18 protein-coding genes are annotated in these 19422 nt (G+C 69.3%); 9 read left to right on the forward strand and 9 right to left on the reverse strand.

The window, feature by feature from the left end; all coding sequences use genetic code 11:
- Nucleotides 1-234 precede the first annotated feature (234 nt).
- From ACE3PU_RS01740 to ACE3PU_RS01755, 4 genes are all read left to right on the forward strand, one after another.
- Nucleotides 235-3192 carry a TonB-dependent receptor plug domain-containing protein gene (locus tag ACE3PU_RS01740; RefSeq protein ID WP_374386004.1) on the forward strand — a complete coding sequence of 986 codons (2958 nt, stop codon included), beginning with the start codon at nucleotides 235-237 and terminating at the stop codon, nucleotides 3190-3192.
- 151 nt (nucleotides 3193-3343) lie between these two features.
- Nucleotides 3344-3682 (forward strand): PadR family transcriptional regulator, encoded by a 339-nt coding sequence (locus ACE3PU_RS01745; protein WP_374386006.1) that lies wholly within the window; start codon nucleotides 3344-3346, stop codon nucleotides 3680-3682.
- A gap of 26 nt (nucleotides 3683-3708) precedes the next feature.
- Nucleotides 3709-4806 carry a hypothetical protein gene (locus tag ACE3PU_RS01750; protein WP_374386008.1) on the forward strand — a complete coding sequence of 366 codons (1098 nt, stop codon included), beginning with the start codon at nucleotides 3709-3711 and terminating at the stop codon, nucleotides 4804-4806.
- Between the two features lie 106 nt (nucleotides 4807-4912).
- The gene (locus tag ACE3PU_RS01755) at nucleotides 4913-6688 is read left to right on the forward strand and encodes an SLC13 family permease (RefSeq protein WP_374386010.1); all 1776 of its coding nucleotides are present in this window, start codon (nucleotides 4913-4915) and stop codon (nucleotides 6686-6688) included.
- Between the two features lie 3 nt (nucleotides 6689-6691).
- Here ACE3PU_RS01755 and ACE3PU_RS01760 read toward each other — a convergent pair whose 3' ends face one another.
- The gene (locus ACE3PU_RS01760; RefSeq protein ID WP_374386012.1) at nucleotides 6692-6901 is read right to left on the reverse strand and encodes a flagellar basal body rod C-terminal domain-containing protein; all 210 of its coding nucleotides are present in this window, start codon (nucleotides 6899-6901) and stop codon (nucleotides 6692-6694) included.
- Between the two features lie 192 nt (nucleotides 6902-7093).
- Between ACE3PU_RS01760 and ACE3PU_RS01765 the strand changes: the two genes are divergently transcribed.
- From ACE3PU_RS01765 to ACE3PU_RS01775, 3 genes are all read left to right on the forward strand, one after another.
- Nucleotides 7094-8977: a DEAD/DEAH box helicase gene (locus ACE3PU_RS01765; protein WP_374386014.1), complete on the forward strand. Its 1884-nt coding sequence runs from the start codon at nucleotides 7094-7096 to the stop codon at nucleotides 8975-8977.
- 75 nt (nucleotides 8978-9052) lie between these two features.
- Nucleotides 9053-9376: an Mpo1-like protein gene (locus ACE3PU_RS01770; RefSeq protein WP_374386016.1), complete on the forward strand. Its 324-nt coding sequence runs from the start codon at nucleotides 9053-9055 to the stop codon at nucleotides 9374-9376.
- Between the two features lie 95 nt (nucleotides 9377-9471).
- Nucleotides 9472-9927 (forward strand): peptidase S1, encoded by a 456-nt coding sequence (locus ACE3PU_RS01775; protein WP_374386018.1) that lies wholly within the window; start codon nucleotides 9472-9474, stop codon nucleotides 9925-9927.
- Between the two features lie 83 nt (nucleotides 9928-10010).
- On the opposite strand, the gene ACE3PU_RS01780 is transcribed toward ACE3PU_RS01775, so the two are convergent.
- The 8 genes from ACE3PU_RS01780 to ACE3PU_RS01815 all read right to left on the reverse strand — a co-directional run bounded on the left by ACE3PU_RS01780 (nucleotide 10011) and on the right by ACE3PU_RS01815 (nucleotide 17047).
- Nucleotides 10011-10577 carry a 3D domain-containing protein gene (locus ACE3PU_RS01780; protein WP_374386020.1) on the reverse strand — a complete coding sequence of 189 codons (567 nt, stop codon included), beginning with the start codon at nucleotides 10575-10577 and terminating at the stop codon, nucleotides 10011-10013.
- Between the two features lie 84 nt (nucleotides 10578-10661).
- Entirely contained in the window at nucleotides 10662-11486 is an 825-nt protein-coding gene (locus tag ACE3PU_RS01785) for a sulfite exporter TauE/SafE family protein (RefSeq protein WP_374386022.1), read from the reverse strand.
- 31 nt (nucleotides 11487-11517) lie between these two features.
- Nucleotides 11518-12543: a tRNA dihydrouridine(20/20a) synthase DusA gene (dusA, locus tag ACE3PU_RS01790; protein WP_374386024.1), complete on the reverse strand. Its 1026-nt coding sequence runs from the start codon at nucleotides 12541-12543 to the stop codon at nucleotides 11518-11520.
- 242 nt (nucleotides 12544-12785) lie between these two features.
- On the reverse strand, nucleotides 12786-14720 hold the full coding sequence (thrS, locus tag ACE3PU_RS01795; RefSeq protein ID WP_374386026.1) for a threonine--tRNA ligase: 1935 nt from the start codon (nucleotides 14718-14720) through the stop codon (nucleotides 12786-12788).
- Nucleotides 14717-14953: a membrane protein insertion efficiency factor YidD gene (yidD, locus tag ACE3PU_RS01800; protein ID WP_374386028.1), complete on the reverse strand. Its 237-nt coding sequence runs from the start codon at nucleotides 14951-14953 to the stop codon at nucleotides 14717-14719. The genes thrS and yidD overlap by 4 nt, the downstream gene beginning before the upstream one ends.
- Before the next feature lie 79 nt (nucleotides 14954-15032).
- The gene (locus tag ACE3PU_RS01805) at nucleotides 15033-15488 is read right to left on the reverse strand and encodes an iron-sulfur cluster assembly scaffold protein (RefSeq protein WP_374386030.1); all 456 of its coding nucleotides are present in this window, start codon (nucleotides 15486-15488) and stop codon (nucleotides 15033-15035) included.
- A 65-nt stretch (nucleotides 15489-15553) separates the two neighbouring features.
- Nucleotides 15554-16204, reverse strand: a complete 651-nt coding sequence (locus ACE3PU_RS01810) for an HAD-IA family hydrolase (protein ID WP_374386032.1) — start codon at nucleotides 16202-16204, stop codon at nucleotides 15554-15556.
- A gap of 45 nt (nucleotides 16205-16249) precedes the next feature.
- Complete coding sequence (locus ACE3PU_RS01815; RefSeq protein WP_374386034.1) at nucleotides 16250-17047, reverse strand: tetratricopeptide repeat protein; 798 nt, start codon at nucleotides 17045-17047, stop codon at nucleotides 16250-16252.
- 82 nt (nucleotides 17048-17129) lie between these two features.
- Here ACE3PU_RS01815 and ACE3PU_RS01820 point away from each other — a divergent pair, with 82 nt between their 5' ends.
- Together ACE3PU_RS01820 and ACE3PU_RS01825 are read left to right on the forward strand one after the other, a co-directional pair.
- On the forward strand, nucleotides 17130-18512 hold the full coding sequence (locus ACE3PU_RS01820; protein WP_374386036.1) for a M17 family metallopeptidase: 1383 nt from the start codon (nucleotides 17130-17132) through the stop codon (nucleotides 18510-18512).
- Between the two features lie 84 nt (nucleotides 18513-18596).
- Nucleotides 18597-19385, forward strand: a complete 789-nt coding sequence (locus ACE3PU_RS01825) for a C40 family peptidase (protein WP_374386038.1) — start codon at nucleotides 18597-18599, stop codon at nucleotides 19383-19385.
- The last annotated feature ends 37 nt before the right edge of the window (nucleotides 19386-19422 follow it).

Below are 19422 nucleotides of genomic sequence, written 5' to 3' on the forward strand. Positions count from 1 at the left end.
ATAAGGGCGGTAAAGCGTTGTAATGCGGAACGAGATTGCAGTGTTGTCTGATATCTGGCCCAAATTTTACAGCGATGTTCCAGAATTACGATGTTTTATCCAACTCGCGACTTGTCCTGTGCCTATGACTGACATAGGCGAGACGTAATCAGGACTTCTTCTGCAATAACTCCGGTATGTTTCGTTGTTATTTGAGTGGTGCTGAGTTGTTGAAATTTTGTCGTGAAGAGGCCAATGCGTACTCATAAGACTCAGCTCCTGGCGTCCACCATGGTGGGCGGCATCGCCGCCGTTTCGGTGGTCATGCTCAGCCCTGTCGCGGCTTTTGCTCAGACGACAGCTCCTTCTCAAGAACAAGACGCCGTCCAGGTCGATGAGATCGTCGTGGTCGGTTCGCGTATCCGTCGCGACAACTACAACGCCCCGTCTCCCACCCAGGTGGTGACGCGCGAGGAAGCGACGCTGCAAGGCTTCGCCTCCACGACCGAGGCGCTGCAGAGCACGGCCGTCACCGGCGGCACCTCGCAGATCAACAATGCTTACGGCGGCTACGTCACCGACGGCGGTCCGGGCGCCAACACCATCGGCCTGCGCGGCATGGGCCCGAGCCGCACCCTGGTGCTGCTGAACGGTCGTCGCGTTTCGCCGGCCGGCTCGCGCGGTTCTGTCGGTTCGGCCGACTTGAACGTGCTGCCGACGGCCATGATCGACCGTGTCGAAGTGCTGCGCGACGGCGCCTCGTCGGTTTACGGTTCGGACGCCGTCGCCGGCGTGGTCAACATCCAGACCCGTCAGGGCTTCGAGGGCCTGACCCTGGAAGGTCAGGTGAACGCCCCGACCGAGGCCAACGGCAACGGCGGCTCGACGCGCCTGTCGGTCGTCGCCGGCGCCAAGGGCGACCGCTGGCGCGCCGCCGGTTCGGTGGAGCGCTACGAGCGTGACGAACTGACCCTGCGCGATCGCGAATTCACGCGGTGCCAGACGGACGGCTTCTTCAACGACCAGGACTACATCGACCCCCGCACGGGCCAGTCGAAGTGCTATCCGATCACGACGACCGGCTCGAACGGCGTGACGATCAACACGATCGGAACCTCGGCGGCGACGGGCGTGGGCGCGCCAGGCTCGGTCGGCTCGACCTTCAACCGCTGGCGTCCGAACTCGGCCGTCACGACGGGCGTCGAAGGGTTCGAGGGCGTCGGCGGCAGCGGCAACAACCTCAACGTCCGCGACACCTTCGAAGACCGGATGCTGAACGAGTCGCTGATCTCGCCGGTCGACATCACCACCATCTACGGCGAAGGCGGCTATGACCTTCAGGCGCTTGGCAATGCCGAGCTGTACGGCGAGGTGCTGTACAACCAGCGCAAGTCGTCGCAGACCGGCTATCGTCAGCTGTCGCTGGACTATGCTGAAGGCAGCCCGCTGATCCCGGACAATCTGGCTTTCTCGACCTTCGCGCCGGATCAAGGCCTGAACAAGGGTCAGAACGTCGGCGTCCGCGCGTTCATCGGATTCGGCAACGACACTTCCGAACAGGAAGTGGACTTCACCAAGCTGACCGGCGGTCTGCGCGGCGACTTCATGGTGCCTGGCTGGCGCTATGACGCCTACGTCAGCCACTCGCGCTCCAAGTCGACCTACACCAGCGAGCAGTTCCTGACGGATCGCCTGATCGAGACGCTCGACGTCGTTGAAACCGCTCCTGGGCAATTCCAGTGCGCCGAACTGGCGTCCAATCCGGGCTGCGTCGCGGCGCCTGCGCTGAGCACGCGCACCATCGCCGGCGAACTGCCGCAAGATTGGGTGGACTATGTCTTCCGTCCGGTCACGGGGACGACCGAGTTCGAGGAAACCATCGTGTCGGTGGGCATCGACGGGCCGCTGTTCCAGCTGCCTGCCGGTGAGGTTAGCGCCTTCTTCGGTGCGGAATGGCGCGACTCCTCGATCGACGACACCCCGGGTCTCGATAGCCAGCTGGGCAACACCTACAACTACTCGACCTCGGCCATCACCCGCGGTTCGGATTCGGTGTGGGAAGCCTTTGGCGAGATCGAAGTTCCGGTCCTGCGCGACATGCCCTTCGCCGAGGAGCTGACGCTGAACGGCTCGTTCCGCTACACGGATTACGACTCCTACGGCGACGACACGACCTACAAGCTGGGCGCTGTGTACCGGCCGATCGACTGGCTGTCGCTGCGCGCCACCTACGGTACGTCGTTCCGCGCTCCGGCGCTGTTCGAACAGTTCGTCGGCGCCACCAGCGGCTTCCTGTCCTCCGGCGCAGACGCCTGTAATGAGTACGGCGCGGACGGCGTGAACCCCAATCGCGTCGCCAACTGCGCCGCCGAGGGTCTGGATCCGGAATACTACGCCACCTCCAGCGTGCAGGTGATCAGCGAAGGCGGCGCCGACCTGGGTCTGGCCGCCGAAACCTCGACCAATCTGACGATCGGCGCGGTGTTCCAGCCGACCCTGCCTTCGGGCTGGGGCAACCTGGACTTCGCGGTCGACTACTATGAGATCGAGGTGGAGAACGGCGTGGCGCAGTACGGCGCCTCGGCGATCCTGGACCGCTGCTACGACGCCAATCCGGCCGACTTCTCCGCTGACACGGGCTTCTGCGCCCTGGTCTCGCGGGATCCGTCCGACAACTCGCTGACCGTGATCGACAGCTATGTGAACCTGGCCACGGACATCGTGAAGGGCCTGGATTATACGCTGCGCTACAGCAACGACGTCGGACCGGGCTCGGTCCTCTTCAACCTGGGCGTCACCCAGTACACCGAAGTGTCGAACAAGCTGTTCGACGAGGACCCGCTGGAAGACTACGTCGGCATGATCGACAATCCGGAGTTCACGGGTACGGCGGACATCAGCTACGCCTGGTCCGACTGGCGCGTGCGCTACGGCGTCGAATGGGTCGACGGCATGAGCAGCTACGAGTACTACGGCGAAGATCCTGCGACGTCGGATTACGACCTGGCGACGGACGACTACTTCCTGCACAATGCGTCGGTGCAGTATTCGCGTGATGGTTGGACGGCGACCGCCGGCGTTCGCAACCTGTTCAACGAGAACCCGCCGGTGATCTCGGCTGGCGTGTACAACCGGGTCGGCAACGCCCCGCTGTATTCGGGTTACGACTACCTCGGCCGCGTGGCCTTCGTGAACCTGACCAAGTCCTTCTAAGGACGATCGTCAGCAAGACAGGAACAGGCGGCGGACTTCGGTCCGTCGCCTTTTTCTTTGCGCCCGTATGAGCACGGCGTCCGTCCGCTTGACTTCCTCACACAGTATGTCCCATACACTGTGTGTCACACACTATGTGACGCCACGGAGAATGCGGGTGAGCGCGGACGAGGAACTGCTGTTCGAGAGCCTCAGGCTGGAGCTGCGGCGGGGGTCGCTGATCCTGGCCGTGCTGGCCAGCCTCAGGACCGAGCAATACGGCTATTCGCTGCGGGTGGCGCTGAACCAGGTCGGCGTCGAGATGGAGGAGAGCACCCTCTATCCGCTGCTGCGCCGGCTGGAGAGCCAGGGGCTGCTGGACAGCGAGTGGCGCGAGGAGGAGCGGCGCAAGAAGCGGTTCTACCGCCTTTCGCCGCGCGGGGAGGCGATGCTGGCGCGGCTGGCCGCCGAATGGCGCGGCCTGTCGGCCTCGCTGGAAAAGATGCTGTGAACACCGGGAAAGAGGGAGAGACCGGCATGGATCTGGTCGAACGTTACCTGAAGGCCGTCGCGGCCCAGCTGCCGAAGGAGACGCGCGAGGACATCGTCGCCGAGCTGCGCGACGACATCATAGGCCGGATCGAGGATCTGGAGGTGCGGCTGGGCCGGGCGCCGAGCGACGACGAGGTCGAGGCGCTGCTGCGCGAGGTGGGGCACCCGTTGACGGTGGCCGCGCGCTATCGCCCGGGGCCGCAGGCGCTGATCGGGCCGGAGCTCTATCCCTGGTGGCTGTTCGGGGTGAAGGTCGGGCTGGCGGTCATGGTCTGCGTGACCCTGATCGGCCTGGCGGTTCGCGTGCTGGTCGGCGACGTCTATCTGGGCGAGGCGATCGGCCAGGGCTTCGCCAGCCTGTTCAGCGGGGCGGTGTCCATCATCGGCATACTGACCGTGGCGGGCTTCATCCTGGAGCGGCAGGAGAGGAAGCCGGACTTCATCGCCAAATGGCGCGTCAAGGACCTCGGCCTGTTCGAACTGGGCGGAAACATCGACGCCGACGACTGGAGCCGCAAGCTGTCGGGCGACTGGTCGGAGCCCAAGGCCAAGCCCGGCCCGCAGGTGCGAAAGAGCGCCGAGATGTCGCCGGTCGCCCGCGCCGTGGCCAGCGCCATCGGCTGGACGGTGCTGCTGCTCTGGTGGACGGGCCTGCTGCAGGTGGCGCCGATCCGCCCGGAGGAGCTGGCGGGCGTGGTCGACGGCGTCGACTATGGCCGGATCCTTCGCGAGATCGTGCAGGCTGCCTATTGGCCGGTAACGATCTTTGCGGCGGCCCGGGTGGTCTTCGACCTGCTGCGCGCGGCCGCCGGGGGAAGCCCGCGGCTGACGGCGCTGGGCGACCTGGCGTTCGGCGCGGCGGCGGCCTGGGGCCTGCTCTGGATCTGGCTGTGGTCGTCGCTCAGCCCCGTGATCTGGGTCGGCACGGTCACCGAGTTCGTGGGCCGGGTCCAGGCCCTGTTCCAGCGGGACGACCCTGTCGGCGGGCTGGCGACCATCCTGATGGTCGTGGTGGTCTGGGCCTTCGTCGCCGAGGTCGCGCGGATGGTTCGGGCGGCGGCGCGCCTGGTCGTCGGCCGGTGAGGCGAGGGGCGGCCCCTTCCGTCGCGGAAGGGGCTGAACCTTCGCGCCCTTGCGCCGTTCCGGCCAAGCGGGACCATTCCGGACCGCATCGGGGCTGGATCATCGCGTGACGTTGCAACAGGGCTTGGCCTTCGGGCTGGTGGGGCTGACGGTGGCCGCCTTCATCTGGGGGCGGTTCCGCTATGATCTGGTGGCGGTCGCGGCGCTGGTCGCCGGACTGGCCGTCGGGGTGATCCCGGCCGAGGACGCCTTCGCGGGCTTCGCCGACGACGTGACGGTCATCATCGCCTGCGCCCTGATCGTGTCGGCGGCCTTCGCCAAGTCCGGCATCGTCGAAACCGCGCTGAAGCGGGTCATGCCCTACCTCAAGACCGAGCGAAGCCAGGTTCCGGTGCTGACCACGGCGGTCACCCTGCTGTCGATGGTGACCAAGAACGTCGGCGCCCTGGCGATCATGATGCCGGTGGCGCTGCAGGTCAGCCGCCGCACCGGCACGCCGCAATCGCGCCTGCTGATGCCGATGGCGTTCGGGGCCATGGCCGGCGGCATGGTCACCCTGGTCGGAACCTCGCCCAACATCCTCGTCGCCGAGGTGCGGCAGGATATCGTGGGCGAGCCTTTTCGCATGTTCGACTATGCGCCGGTGGGCCTGGCGCTGACGGCGGCGGCGCTGGCGTTCCTGGCCTTCGGCTATCGTCTGCTGCCCAAGGATCGGACCGGCGCCCTGGGGCTGTCGGCGGCCCTGTCGGCCAACGCCTATCTGACCGAGGCGCGCGTGCCCGACGACTGGGCGCTGGAGCCGACCACCATAACCGCCCTGGGCGCACTGGCGCCCGACGAGATCAAGGTCATGGCCCTGATCCGCGAGGGCAAGCGGCGGGCCCGGCCGCGCGGCAACACCATCGTGCGCCCTGGCGACACCCTGCTGCTGAAGGGCGACCAGGAGGCGCTGGAGGGGTTCATCGACGCGACCAAGCTGAAGCTGGTTCGGGGCGACCGGCCGGTGCTGCTGGAGCAATCGAAGGACGAGGTGAACCTGGTCGAGGCCGTGGTCGGCGCCGAGTCGCCCCTGACCGGCCAGTCTGTGCGGCAGCTGGACCTGTACGGCCAGCACGGCCTGAACCTGCTGGGGGTGTCGCGCAGCGGCCACGAACTGACCCAGCATTTGCGGACGGCCAAGCTGCAGGCCGGCGACGTGCTTCTGCTGCAGGGGTCCGAGGCGGCCCTGCCGGGCCGGCTGTCGGAATTGGGCCTGCTGCCGCTGGCCGAGCGTGAGGTGCGTCTGGGCGGGACGCGGCGCAAGTTCCTGCCCGCCATCGTGCTGGCGACGGCGATGGTCATGGTCGGCTTCGGCCTCATCCCCGTGTCGATCGCCTTCTTCGGCGCGGCGGTGGTGATCGTGGCCCTGGGCGGGCTGAAGATGCGCGAGGCCTACGCCTCTCTGGACGGACCGCTGCTGGTGCTGATCGCGGCGCTGATCCCGGTCTCCGACGCCATCCAGCAGACCGGCGGGGCGGACCTGATCGCCGGCGGCCTGCGCGGGCTGTTCGAGGGAATCCCGCCGGTCGTGGCTGTGGCGGGGATGATGCTGGCGTCGATGGCGGTGACGCCGTTCCTGAACAACGCCGCGACCGTCCTGGTGGTCGCGCCGATCGCAGGGACCCTGGCCCAGCAGCTGGGCTATCGGCCCGATCCGTTCCTGATGGCCGTGGCGGTGGGGGCGGCGTGCGACTTCCTGACCCCCATCGGTCACCAGTGCAACACCATGGTCATGGGCCCCGGCGGCTACAAGTTCTCGGACTATCCGAAGCTGGGCGCGCCGCTCAGCCTGCTGGTGCTGCTGATCGGCCCGCCGACGATCCTGCTGTTCTGGCCGATGTAGGTCTCAGGCCAGGATGTCGAGCAGGGCGCCGCTCATCTCGTCGGCGGTCTTCAGCACGGCGGCGTTGGCGGAGAAGGCGGTCTTGTCCTCGATGCGCTGCACCGTCTCCTGCTCGAGATTGTTCAGCGGCTCGGCGGCGGTGCGGCGGGCGCTGGCCTCGAACCGGTTCTGGGCGTCCAGCATGCCGGCGGCGGCGATGGAAAAGGCCTGCATCGGGAATCTCCTTCGCCTCCCAGGATGCGGCCGACGGGTCAACGCGGGCTGAAGGAACAGGGTGAACGGCGTTTTCCGCCCCGCTTCAGCCTTTATCCGTGTATAGGACGCCCTCATTCGCCCGGCCTGAGGTCTGTCCTCGGCCGGGCGCGGTCGTTTCGACGCCCGCTCTTTCGTTGTCCCAGGTTCCCGATGCCCTTTCCCGCCGTCCATCCCGCGCTTGACCGCGCGCTTCTCAACAAGGGCTACGCCGAGCCGACCCCGGTTCAGGCCGCGGTGCTGGAAGGCGAGCACGCCGATCGCGACCTCCTGGTGTCGGCCCAGACGGGCTCGGGCAAGACCGTGGCGTTCGGTCTGGCGGCCGCGCCGACCCTGTTGGGCGACAAGCCGATCTTCGGTCCGGGCGGCGCGCCGCTTTGCCTGGCCATCGCCCCGACGCGCGAACTGGCCATGCAGGTCGCGGCCGAGCTGCAATGGCTGTACGCCGACTCCGGCGCCAAGATCGCCACCTGCGTCGGCGGCATGGATGCGCGTCGCGAGGCGCGCGCCCTTGGCTTCGGCGTCCACATCGTCGTCGGCACGCCCGGGCGGCTCAAGGACCACATCGACCGGGGCAACCTGGACCTGTCCGCGCTGAAGGTCGCCGTCCTGGACGAGGCGGACGAGATGCTGGACATGGGCTTCCGCGAGGACCTGGAGTTCATCCTGGACCAGGCCCCGGCCGAACGCCGCACCCTGCTGTTCTCGGCCACCATCGCGCGCGAGATCGCGACCCTTGCCAAGCGCTACCAGAAGGACGCGGTGCGCATCGACGCGACCGACAAGACGCGCCAGCACGCCGACATCGAATACCGCGCCTATCGCATCGCGCCGAACGAGATCGAGCACGCGGTGGTCAACACCCTGCGCTGGTTCGAGGCGCCGCGCGCCATGGTCTTCTGCTCGACGCGCGACAGCGTGCGTCACCTGCAGTCGTCGCTGCTGGAACGCGGCTTCTCCACGGTGTCGCTGTCGGGCGAGATGGGTCAGCGCGAGCGGACCGATGCGCTTCAGTCGCTGCGTGACGGCCGCGCCCGCGTCTGCGTCGCCACCGACGTGGCCGCGCGCGGTCTGGACCTGCCGGACCTGGGCCTGGTCATCCACGCCGAACTGCCGATGAACCGCGCCGGCCTGCTGCACCGTTCGGGCCGGACGGGCCGGGCGGGCAAGAAGGGCGTCTCGGTCATGCTGGTCCCGCACTCGCGCCGCCGCAAGGCCGAGCGCCTTATGGACGAGGCCGGCGTCGACGCCGTCTGGTCCGGCGCGCCGACCTTCGACGAGATTCGCAAGGCGGACGAGGACCGGCTGCTGTCGCCGGCGCATTTCGAGGCCGAGGTGTCGGACGAGGACATGGTCGTCGCCAAGCGGATGATCGCCGAGCGCACGCCCGACGAGATCGCCGCCGCCCTGGTGCGCCTGCTGCGCAAGGAGCAGCCGGCGCCGGAAGAACTGTCCGACCCGGGCGCCGATCGCGGCCCGGCCAAGCGCGACCGCACGGTCCGCAACGACGACGGCACGACGGCTCAGCCCTGGCCGGGCGAGCGCCTGGGCGCCGACGACGTCGTGTGGTTCCGCCTGGACGTGGGCCGCAACAGGAACGCCGACCCGAAGTGGCTGATCCCGCTCATCTGCCGCATCGGCGGCATCTCCAAGCCCCAGATCGGCGCCATCCGCACCTTCCCCGAAGAGACCCGGTTCGAGATCGCCAAGACCCACGAGAAGGCTTTCCGCGACGCCGTCGCCGCCTCCAAGGAAGAGGTGAAGATCACGCCGTCGGAAGCCCCCACGCCGGGTTCGATGAAAGCCGGCCGGTTCGCTGGCAAACCGCGTCGCGAGGACGGCGACCGTCCGTTCAAGAAGCCGCCGTTCAAGCGCGCCGAGGGCGGCGAGGGCGACGCCCGCCCGCCGTTCAAGAAGAAGCCCTGGGCGCCCAAGGCGGACGGCGCCCATGCGGGCGGCGACAAGCCCTACGCCAAGAAGCCGTTCAAGCCGAAGCCCGGCTTCAAGAAGGCCGGTTTCAAGGGCAAGGCGAACTGATCCTGCCGATCCTCCTCCGCGTCGCGGGGGAGGATCGGTATTGCCACCGCCTCGAACCGGGCGCACCCTCCGGCCATGACCAGCCCCAGCCAGCCCGAGGGACGATACGCCTCCTTTCAGGCGTTCTATCCCTACTACATCCACGAGCACTCGAACCGGACCTGCCGCCGGATCCATGTCGTGGGGACCGGGCTGGTGATCCTGGCCTTCGTCCTGTTCCTGCTGACGCTGAACGCCTGGTGGCTGCTGGCCATGCCGCTGGTCGGCTATGGCTTCGCCTGGGTCGGGCATTTCTTCTTCGAGAAGAACCGGCCCGCGACGTTCAAATATCCGCTGTGGAGCCTGATGGGCGACTTCCGGCTGTTCTTCGAGACGGCCACGGGCAAACGTCGCTTCTGACCCCGCGGACCGGCGTTCGATTAAAGCTTCACAGGCGTAAGGAACGGCGTATCCTGCGCCTGCGGCCGGACGCCGCATCTGGGGAGCAGACCACAATGAAATCCATCGTCGTCGCGGCCGCTCTGTCGGCCCTGCTGGCGTCGGCCGCCGTCGCGCAGCCGGACATGAACAAGGACCCGAACTACGGGACGGTCAACCTGGAGAGCGGCTTCACGCCCGACCCCTACGAGCGGTCGATTCTGGCGGGCGGCTCCACCCCGGCGTCGGGCGCCCGCTCGGGCTGCGAGGGCAATGTCAGCGAGGCCCCGGATCTGCAGGTCTTCTTCGAGGCGGGCGACCTGGACCTGACCTTCCTGGTCGAGGCGTCCGAGGACACCACCCTGTTGATCAACACGCCGAACGGCCGCTGGTACTGCGACGACGACAGCGGCGGCGGCTTCGATCCCAAGGTCCTGATCACCAATCCGCAAAGCGGACGCTACGACGTCTGGGTCGGCACCTATGGCGACGAGATGGTGCAGTCGACGCTGAAGATCAGCGAGCTGGAATAGGTCGCGCGCCCAGGGGCGGAGACGACAACGCCGGCGGCCCGTGGGGCGCGCCGGCGTTTTCATGTCTTGGGGGGAAAGGCCGCTCAGTTCTCGGCGGTGGTCCAGGCCGGGGGACAGCCGTCGAAGCGACCGGCGTCGGCGATGGTCAGGGTGCGCATGTTCAGCCGCTGGGCCGGCCGCATCGAGCCGCGGCCGTGGCCGGTAAAGAGATCGACCTTGGCGCCCTTGATGGCGCCGCCGGTGTCGGAGGCGTACCAGTAGCCGTCGTGCACGGTGCCGTCCGCCAGGCGCAGGCCGACTGTCTCGCGGATGAACAGCTTGGTGCGGCGCGGGATGATGCGAGGATCGACCGCGACCGTGCGCATGGCGATCGGACGGCAACCCAGGCTGTCGTTGCCCGTCGCGCCGCCGCCGCCCGCATGATAGAGCCGCGCCGAGGCGCGCCAGTCGGGATCGCCGGCCATCAGCTCGGCCTGTTCGGCGCTGAGCGCCAGCGCCGCCTCTTGCTCGGCCTGGGAACCGGCCTCGGCCTCAGGGGTTTCAACCCTGAACTCATCCGCCGCGACAGCGACATTGTAGGGCACCGGTCCGTTCGCGACGGACGACAGGGCGGCCCAGAACAAGGCGAAGGCAGCGGAAGCGCCGATCATCCGTCGAACTCATGGAGACACCGGCTCCCAACGCCGCCGGCGCCGGTTTTGTCCCGTTAACTTGTGTCCGAAAAGTGGCCGCCCCTAAATGGCCTTGAGGACAACCGACGCCGCCGTGCCCAACAGATAGACGGCAAAGGCTTTTTTCAGCAGGCGCTGGTCCAGCCGGTGCGCCAGCCGCGCGCCCAGCGGCGCCGCCCAGGCGGTCATCACCCCCATCACCGCGGCGGCGGGCAGATTCACATAGCCGAGCGAGAACGGCGGCCGCCCTTCGGCGCCCCAGCCGAAGACGGCGAATCCGATCGCCGCCGCGGCGCCGATGGCCACGCCGAAGCCCGAGGCGGTCGCCACCGCCTGGTGAATGGGCCGGCCGCACAGGCTCATGGTCATGCCGCCCAGGCTGCCGCCGCCGACCCCCATCATCGCCGACAGAAGGCCGATCAGCGTGGCGATGATCCGGCGGCCCCAGCCGGTCGGCATGTCGCGGCGCAGGACATAGCGGTCGGGCAGAAGCCCCATCTGCGCCGCCACCAGCAGCAGGCAGGCCCCATAGACGATCGCCAGTCCCTCCATCGATGTCAGGCCCGCGATCGCCGCCCCGACGGCCCCGCCCAGCGCCACCCAGGGCGTCCAGGTCCTGAGCACCCCTTCGTCCACCGCCCCATGTCGGCGGTGCGCCGCCAGCGAACGCAGCGCGGTGACCACGATGGTGGCCAGCGACGTGCCGATGGCGGTGTGCAGATTGCCCTCTCCGCCGACGCCCAGGGTCTCGAAGGCGTAGAACAGGGCCGGCACCAGCACCGTGCCGCCGCCCACGCCGAACAGCCCGGCGATCACCCCGCCGATCAGACCCGCCGCCACGAGGGCGGCGACAAGGGCGAGGATTTCCGAGGGCGGGAGGCCGAGCATGGCCGTCCCTAGCAGGCCCAGGCCGAACAGGTCACGCGGCCTGAACGGCCTCGCGCCGGGCTTCCGCGTCGCGCACGGCCTCGACCGCCCGGTCCAGCACCTCAAGTCCAGCCGCCGGCCGGACGCCCTCGACCGTCAGTATGCGGCGGAAGGCGCGCGCCCCGGGCCGACCGTGCATCAGACCCAGCATGTGGCGCGTCATGGCGGGCAGGGCCACGCCCTCGGCCAGCCGCGCGGCCATATAGGGCCGATAGCGGTCGATGGCCTCGAAGGCGTCCACATCGGCGACCGCCTCGCCGTACAGGCGCCGGTCGGCTTGCCCCAGCAGGGCGGGCTCGTGATAGGCGGCGCGGCCCAGCATCACCCCGTCCAGCGCCACGCCGTCGGCGTCGTCCAGATGGGCCTCGGCCTCGTCCAGGGACGCGATCCCGCCGTTGATCGAGATCGACAGGTGCGGCCGCTCGCGCTTCAACCGGCGCACAAGCGCATAGTCCAGCGGCGGCACGTCCCGGTTCTCCTTGGGCGACAGGCCCTGCAGCCAGGCCTTGCGCGCGTGGACGACGAAGACCTCGACGCCGGCGGCCGCGCAGGCGTCCACCGTGGCGAACAGGCTGACTTCGGGGTCCTGGTCGTCGACGCCGATGCGGCATTTGACGGTGGCGGGGACGGTGACGGCCTCGCGGATCGCGGCCATGCAGTCGGCGACCAGCGCCGGCTCTCGCATCAGACAGGCGCCGAACCGCCCCGACTGCACCCGGTCCGAGGGGCAGCCGACGTTCAGATTGATCTCGTCATAACCGAAGGCCTGACCCACCCGCGCCGCTTCGGCCAGCTGGGCCGGATCGGACCCGCCCAGCTGCAGGGCCACGGGATGCTCGACCGCATCGAAGCCCAGAAGCCGCTCCTGGTCGCCATGCAGCACGGCGGGCGCGGTCACCATCTCGGTATAGAGCAGTGCCCGCGACGTCAGCGCCCGATGGAACGCCCGACAATGCCGGTCGGTCCAGTCCATCATCGGGGCCACGGACAGCCTGCGATCGCGATTTTCCAGCATCATTCCAGTCAGATCAAAGTTGGCAGGCGGCGTGCATTGACGACGTCTCGGCGCGCACGGAGCGATCACCAAACGGCGACGTATTCGACGCTCCCGTCAGGATAGTGGCGGGTCCAGAGTCTGACGGAACGGTCGCTATATAGGCGAGACCTTCCTCAAACGCGATGACGCGCGCCGCCGGCCCGCCATCCGGCGGCGGATCGCCCGGTCCGTCGACCGGGTCGGCGCCGATCCCGACCCGCTGGTCAGGCCAGGGCGGCGCGCTTCAGGTCCGGCGGCGTCGCCTCTTCGGTCAGGATGCGGATGGCCTCCTCGACGCTGACCACCGTCTGGGCCTGGGAGCCCAGGCGGCGGATGGCGACCTCGCCCTTCTCGGCCTCGTTGCGGCCGACGACGGCGATGACCGGCACCTTGCCCACCGAGTGTTCGCGCACCTTGTAGCCGACCTTCTCGTTACGCAGGTCGGTCTCGACGCGCAGGCCCGCGGCGCGGAACTTCGCCGCCACCTCTTCGGCATAGCCGTCGGCGTCCGAGGTGATGGTCGCCACCACCGCCTGCACCGGCGCCAGCCACAGCGGGAAGGCGCCGGCGTAGTTCTCGATCATGATGCCGATGAAGCGTTCGAACGATCCCAGGATCGCGCGGTGCAGCATGACCGGCCGGTGCTTCTGGCCGTCCTCGGCGATGTAGGTGGCGTCCAGCCGCTCGGGCAGGACATAGTCCAGCTGGATCGTGCCGCAGGTCCATTCGCGGCCGATGGCGTCCTTGACGATGAAGTCCAGCTTGGGCGCATAGAAGGCGCCGTCGCCCTCGGTCACGACCGGCTCGGTCCCGGCGGCGCGGGCGGCCTCGGCCATCAGGTTCTCGGCCTTGTCCCAGAACTCGTCCGTACCGGCGCGGTTCTCGGGCCGGGTGCCCAGGCTGATGTAGGCGGTCTCCATGCCCAGGTCGGCGTGGACGCTGCGGGCCAGCTTGATGAACTCGGCCGTCTCCTCGACGATCTGGTCCTCGCGGCAGAAGATGTGGGCGTCGTCCTGGGTGAAGCCGCGCACCCGCATCAGGCCGTGCAGGGATCCCGAGGGCTCATAGCGGTGGCAGGCGCCGAACTCGGCCATGCGCAGCGGCAGTTCGCGATAGGACCGCTGGCCCTGGTCGAAGATCTGCACGTGGCCCGGGCAGTTCATGGGCTTGAGGGAAAGCTCCTCGCCCTCGACCGTCTCGCACACGAACATGTTGGGCCGGTACTTGTCCCAGTGGCCGCTCTGTTCCCAGAACTTGCGGTCCAGCACCTGGGGCGTCTTGACCTCGACATAGCCGGCGGCGTCCAGGCGGCGGCGCATATAGGCCTCCAGCACGCGCCAGAGGACCCAGCCCTTGGGGTGCCAGAAGACCATGCCGCGGCCCTCTTCCTGCATGTGGAAGAGCTCCATCGCCTTGCCGACCTTGCGGTGGTCGCGCTTTTCGGCCTCTTCCAGCCGCTGCAGGTGGGCGTCCAGGTCTTCCTTGGTCGCCCAGGCGGTGCCGTAGATGCGCTGCAGCTGCTCGCGCTTGCTGTCCCCGCGCCAGTAGGCGCCGGCCAGCTTGGTCAGTTTGAACGCCTTGCCGACGTGGCGCGTCGAGGGGAAGTGCGGCCCCCGGCACAGGTCGATCCAGTCGCCCTGCTTGTACAGGGTGATCGTCTCGGTTCCCGGCAGGTCGCGGATCAGCTCGGCCTTGAACTTCTCGCCCCGCGCCTCGAAGAATTGGATGGCCTCGTCGCGGTCCCAGACCTCGCGCTCGAACTTGGCGTCGCGATCGACGATCCGGCCCATCTCCTTTTCGATCGCGGCGAAGTCGTCGGTCGAGAAGGGCTCCTCGCGGAAGAAGTCGTAATAGAATCCGTCCTCGATGGCCGGGCCGATCGTGACCTGGGTGCCCGGGAACAGGGTCTGCACCGCCTCGGCCAGGACGTGGGCGGCGTCATGCCGGATGGTGTAGAGGGCGGCGGGATCGTCGCGCATGATCAGGCGGAAGTCGCCGCCCGTCTCCAGCACGCGGCCCATGTCGCGCTGCTCGCCGTTCAGCTCGGCCAGCACGGCCTTCTTGGCCAGCGACGGCGAGATCGAGGTCGCGACGTCGCGCGCCGTGGAGCCTTCGGGATACTGGCGCACCGCGCCGTCGGGGAATTTCAGGTCGATCATGATTCTGTCTTCGCTGGCGGCACCGGGTCGTATCCCGACCCGCCGAAGGGGTGGCATTTACAGAGACGCCGCACGGTGAGCCATCCCCCCCGCACCGGACCGTGCCGGATCAGGGCGTCGCGCCCGTAATCCGAACAGGTCGGCAGAAATCGGCACTGCTGGCCGATCAGGGGAGACAGCGTCAGCTTGTAGCCCCGATGGGCCGCGCGAACGCCGCGTTCGTAGAGAGACATTCGTCCCTTCGCCGGGGGCTGATGAGGTTCGCCGTGCTTATCCCCCGTCGTCGTGGGGGGATCAACCGGCCAGAGCCTGTCAGGCCGCGCCGGCGAGGCGAGTTCGGGCGGCCAGCGCCGCGTTCACCGCCTCCAGCGTCGCCTCGGCGGCCACCAGGGTCGAGGCGTGGCGCGCCGGATAGTCCGCGACCGGCTTCAGGACGCGCAGGTCCTGAAAGCGACCGATCGGGCCGTCGCCGCCCGACTTCAGCATGGAGACCATGGCGTCACGGGCTTCGGCGATCTCCTGCGCCGAGGCGCCGACGACGTGCTGGCCCATCACGCCGGCCGCCGCCTGGCCCAGGGCGCAGGCCTTCACGTCCTGGGCGAAGCGGGCGACACGGCCCGCCTCGTCCAGCGTCACGTCCACCGTCGCGCGCGATCCGCACAGCTTGGCCACCCGCTCGCCCGTCCCTTCAGGGTCGGGCAGGCGGCCGACGTGCGGCAGATTGGCCGCCAGCGTCAGGATGCGCGCGCTGTAGAGGTCGTCGATCATGGCGATCAAGATAGGGTCGGGAAGGGCAGGGGGAAAGCTCTTCCTCTCCGTCGGATGGCGCGGCGTCAGCCTTGGATATTCAGGCCGCCGTCCGCATCAACCTCCAACCGCAGGTCGGCGTAATCCGCCGTCGTCGGATGGGGCGTCTCCAGCGAATGGGTCCAGGCGGCGGTGATGACCATCACATCCGCCCCGGCCGCTTCACCCGCCTTGATCCCCGCCTCGGCGTCCTCGAAGACCAGGCACTCCGCGACGTCGACGCCCAGGCGTTCGGCGGCCAGGCGATAGCCCGCCGGGTCGGGCTTGCCGCGCGTCACGTCTTCGGCGGTGATCATGATCTTGGGCGGCTCGATCCCGGCGGCCCGCATCCGCGCGCTCGCCAGCGCCGTGGTCGCCGATGTGACGACGGCCCAGCGTTCGGGCGGCAGGCGGCCAACGAAGTCGACCGCTCCGGGGATGGGGGCGACGCCCTCCAGATCCTCGATCTCGCCGCGTTCGACCCAGGCGGTCTCGGCCTCCACGTCGACGCCTGGCAGCTTCTGGCGGCGTATGGTGTCGGCGGCGCGCACGCCGTGGATGGTGGGGACGAAGGTCGCGGCCTCCAGACCGTGGCGCGCGGCCCAGCGGGTCCAGACGCGCTCGGCCGCGGCCGTGGACGTGATCAGCGTGCCGTCCATGTCGAACAGGAAGGCCTGATAGGTGCGAGACAGGGACATGCCGGCCAAGCAGCACGAGAGCCGCGGCGAGGCAACACCGCAGCTTCAGCCGCCCTGCAGCGAGCTCCAGGTGCGGGCAGTGTCGGCCGTCAGCGCAGCCCCCGAGGTCCGGGCGCGCAGCCATTGCAGGTTCCGCTCAGCCAGTTCAGGCGGCAGTTCGCGGCGCAGGATCTGCTCGGCCTCGCCCATCTTGCCCTGCAGGCCCAGCACCATGGCCAGGTTCTGGCGCACCTTGGGCGAAGCGCCGGGCTGGGCGCCGGCGCGTCGCAGCAGGGTCTCGGCCCCGGCGGCGTCGCCCTGGGTCATGGCCGCCATGGCGGCGTTGGTCAGGACGTCGGGGTTGTCGGGCGACAGGGTCAGCGCCTGGTTCCAGGCCGCGCGGGCGTCGTCGAAGCGGCGAACCTGCTCATAGGCCACGCCCAGCACGGACCACGCTCGCCAGTCGCGCGGCGCCTGGTCGCGCGCCTTCTCCAGCGGCGCGATGCCGTAGAAGGCCTGGCCCCGCGCCACATGGGCGCGGCCCAGCTCCAGCAGCGCGTCGAGATTGTCGGGCTGGACGGTCAGGGTCGCCTCGGCGGCGGTGGCCGCCTGCTCATACCGGCCCAGTTCGCGCAGCGCCTGGGCCAGCTTGACCCCGGCGACGGGATCGCTCGGGTCGTTCTCCTGTTCGCTAGCCCAGAAGACCGAGCGCGACAGGGCGTCCATCCGGTCATAGGTCGCGCGCACCTCGGCCGAGGCGCGGACCGGCGCCGGGCCGGCGGCGGCGCCGGGCTGGGCTTGGGCGGCTCCGGTCAGCAGCGTCACAAGGGCGACGGTTGCGAGAGCGGCGGTCATGCGCGACATGGTCAGGTCCAGACGGTGCTCGGTAGGCGTTCAAAGTCGCCGGTTCGCGTCAAGACTTGGTTAACCGTCGCGAGGCCTGCCCATGTCCGTTCTTCATCCGCAACTGGTCGCCGCAGAACAGGGCCAGGGCGCGATCCCGATCCGCTTCGTCGGCCCGGACGCAGCGCTGGACGGCGTCGCGCGACGCTGGGCCGACCATCACGGCTTTGCGGGCAAGCCGGGCCAGCTTCTGGTCGTGCCGGGCCCGGACGGCGGCGTGGACCATGTGCTGGTCGGCGCGGGTCCGGTCTTCGATCCCCTGAGCGCGCGGGGCCTGTCGGCGCGTCTGCCCGGCGGCCTGTACCGGCTGGATGCGGCGCCGGAGCCGGCCGGGCGGGCGGCCCTGGCCTTTCTGCTGGGGACCTATGTGTTCGACCGGTACAAGGCCCGGCCCGACAAGGCGCCCGTGCGGCTGGTGGCGCCCGAGGGGCTGGACCTGGCGGAAACGTCGCGCATCGCGGCCGCGTGCGCCCTGGCGCGCGAGATGGTCGACACCCCTGCCGCCGACCTCGGCCCGCTCCAGATCGAGACCATCGCCCGCGAGATCGCCGAAAGCGCCGGCGCGGCCCTCACGGTGACGACCGGCGACGCCCTGCTGGAGGAAAACTACCCAGCCGTTCACGCCGTCGGCCGTGCAGCCGCCCCGCACCGCGCGCCGCGCCTGATCGAGATCGGCTGGAAGCTGGACCGCGCCGACCTGCCGCTGGTCGCCCTGGTCGGCAAGGGCGTGGTGTTCGACACCGGCGGGCTGGATCTGAAGCCGGCGGCCGGGATGCGCAACATGAAGAAGGACATGGGCGGGGCCGCCCACGCCCTGGCGCTGGGCCGGCTGATCATGCAGGCCGATCTGCCCGTGCGGCTGGTCGTCATCGTCGCGGCGGTCGAGAACGCCGTCTCGGGCGACGCCTTCCGGCCGGGCGACATCCTGAGCACCCGCAGGGGCCTGACGGTGGAGGTCGGCAACACCGACGCGGAAGGCCGGCTGGTGCTGGCCGACGCCCTGACGCGGGCGGGCGAACACCAGCCCGACCTGACCCTGGACTTCGCCACCCTGACCGGCGCGGCGCGGATCGCCCTGGGGCCGGAGCTGCCGCCGCTCTACACCGACGACGACGCCCTGGCCGAGGGCCTGCTGGAGGCGGGGCGGGCGGTCGGCGATCCGCTGTGGCGCATGCCCCTGTGGCCCGGTTACCGTTCGGCGCTCGAGGCCGAGATCGCGGACCTGAGAAACGACCCGGCCGGCTGGGCCCAGGCGGGGTCGGTGACCGCCGCCCTGTTCCTGCAGCGGTTCGCGCCCGAAACCGGCGTCTGGGCGCACATGGACATCTTCGCCTGGAACCCCCGCGCCCGGCCGGGCTGGCCCGAAGGGGGCGAAGCGCAGGCCATCCGCGCCTGCTATCACCATTTGCGAACGCGGTTCGGTTGATTTCCCACGGAAAAGCGACGCCTGTTAACGGCCCATTCGCCTTGGGTGGATAAGCCTGCGGGCTCAATCCATGCGAGCCCACGTTTGACCGACGTCCTCGACCTGATCCCGCCCGGCCAGCTTCTGGCCCGCCCCGACCTCGCCGAACAGGCGCTGGAAGGGCTGGTGCGCGCGACGACCTATCGCGCGGCCGAGGCCATGCATTGCCGGGTCGCCGTGGCCGATCTCTGGTCGGACCGGGGCGAGCGAATCGATCAGCTGCTGTTCGGCGAGGCCTTCGACGTCCTGGACCTCCGCGACGGGCGGGCCTGGGGCCGGGCGCGCCGCGACGGCGTGGTCGGCTGGGTGGTGCTGGACAGCCTGTCGACCGGCGCGCCGCTGCCGACGCATCGCGTCGCCTCCGTCACCGCCGCCCTGCCGCTGAACGCGCTGGTGGGCGAAGACGCCGGCGGCGTGGCGGACGCCGATCTGGAGCCGGTGGGCGCGTTCGAGCGCGATCCCGTCGCGGTGGCCGAACGGTTGTTGGGAACGCCGCACGCCCTGGGGGCCCGATCCTCCATCGAGACCGATTGCGCCGGCCTGGTGCAACAGGCGCTGCTGGCCTGCGGCCTGCCCGGCCCGCGCCGGTCGCACGCCCAGGCCGAACTGGGCCGCGGGGTCGAGCCCGGCGCCCTCAGGCGCGGCGACCTGGCGATCTGGCTGGCTCCGGATGGCGATCACGACTGGACCGGTCATTCGGCGCTGATGGTCGACGCCGAGATGGTGATCCACTCCACCGGCGCGCGCGGCGGCGTGGTGGTCGAATCGCTGGCCGAGGTCGAGGCGCGATTCGTCGGCGATGGTTTCGCCTCGGCGATCTTCCGCCGGCTCTGATCCCGAGGGACATGAAAAAGGGCGGCTCGCCAGAGCC

Origin of the sequence: Brevundimonas sp. (assembly GCF_041911375.1) — a bacterium.
In the GTDB taxonomy this organism is placed as follows: Bacteria; Pseudomonadota; Alphaproteobacteria; order Caulobacterales; family Caulobacteraceae; genus Brevundimonas.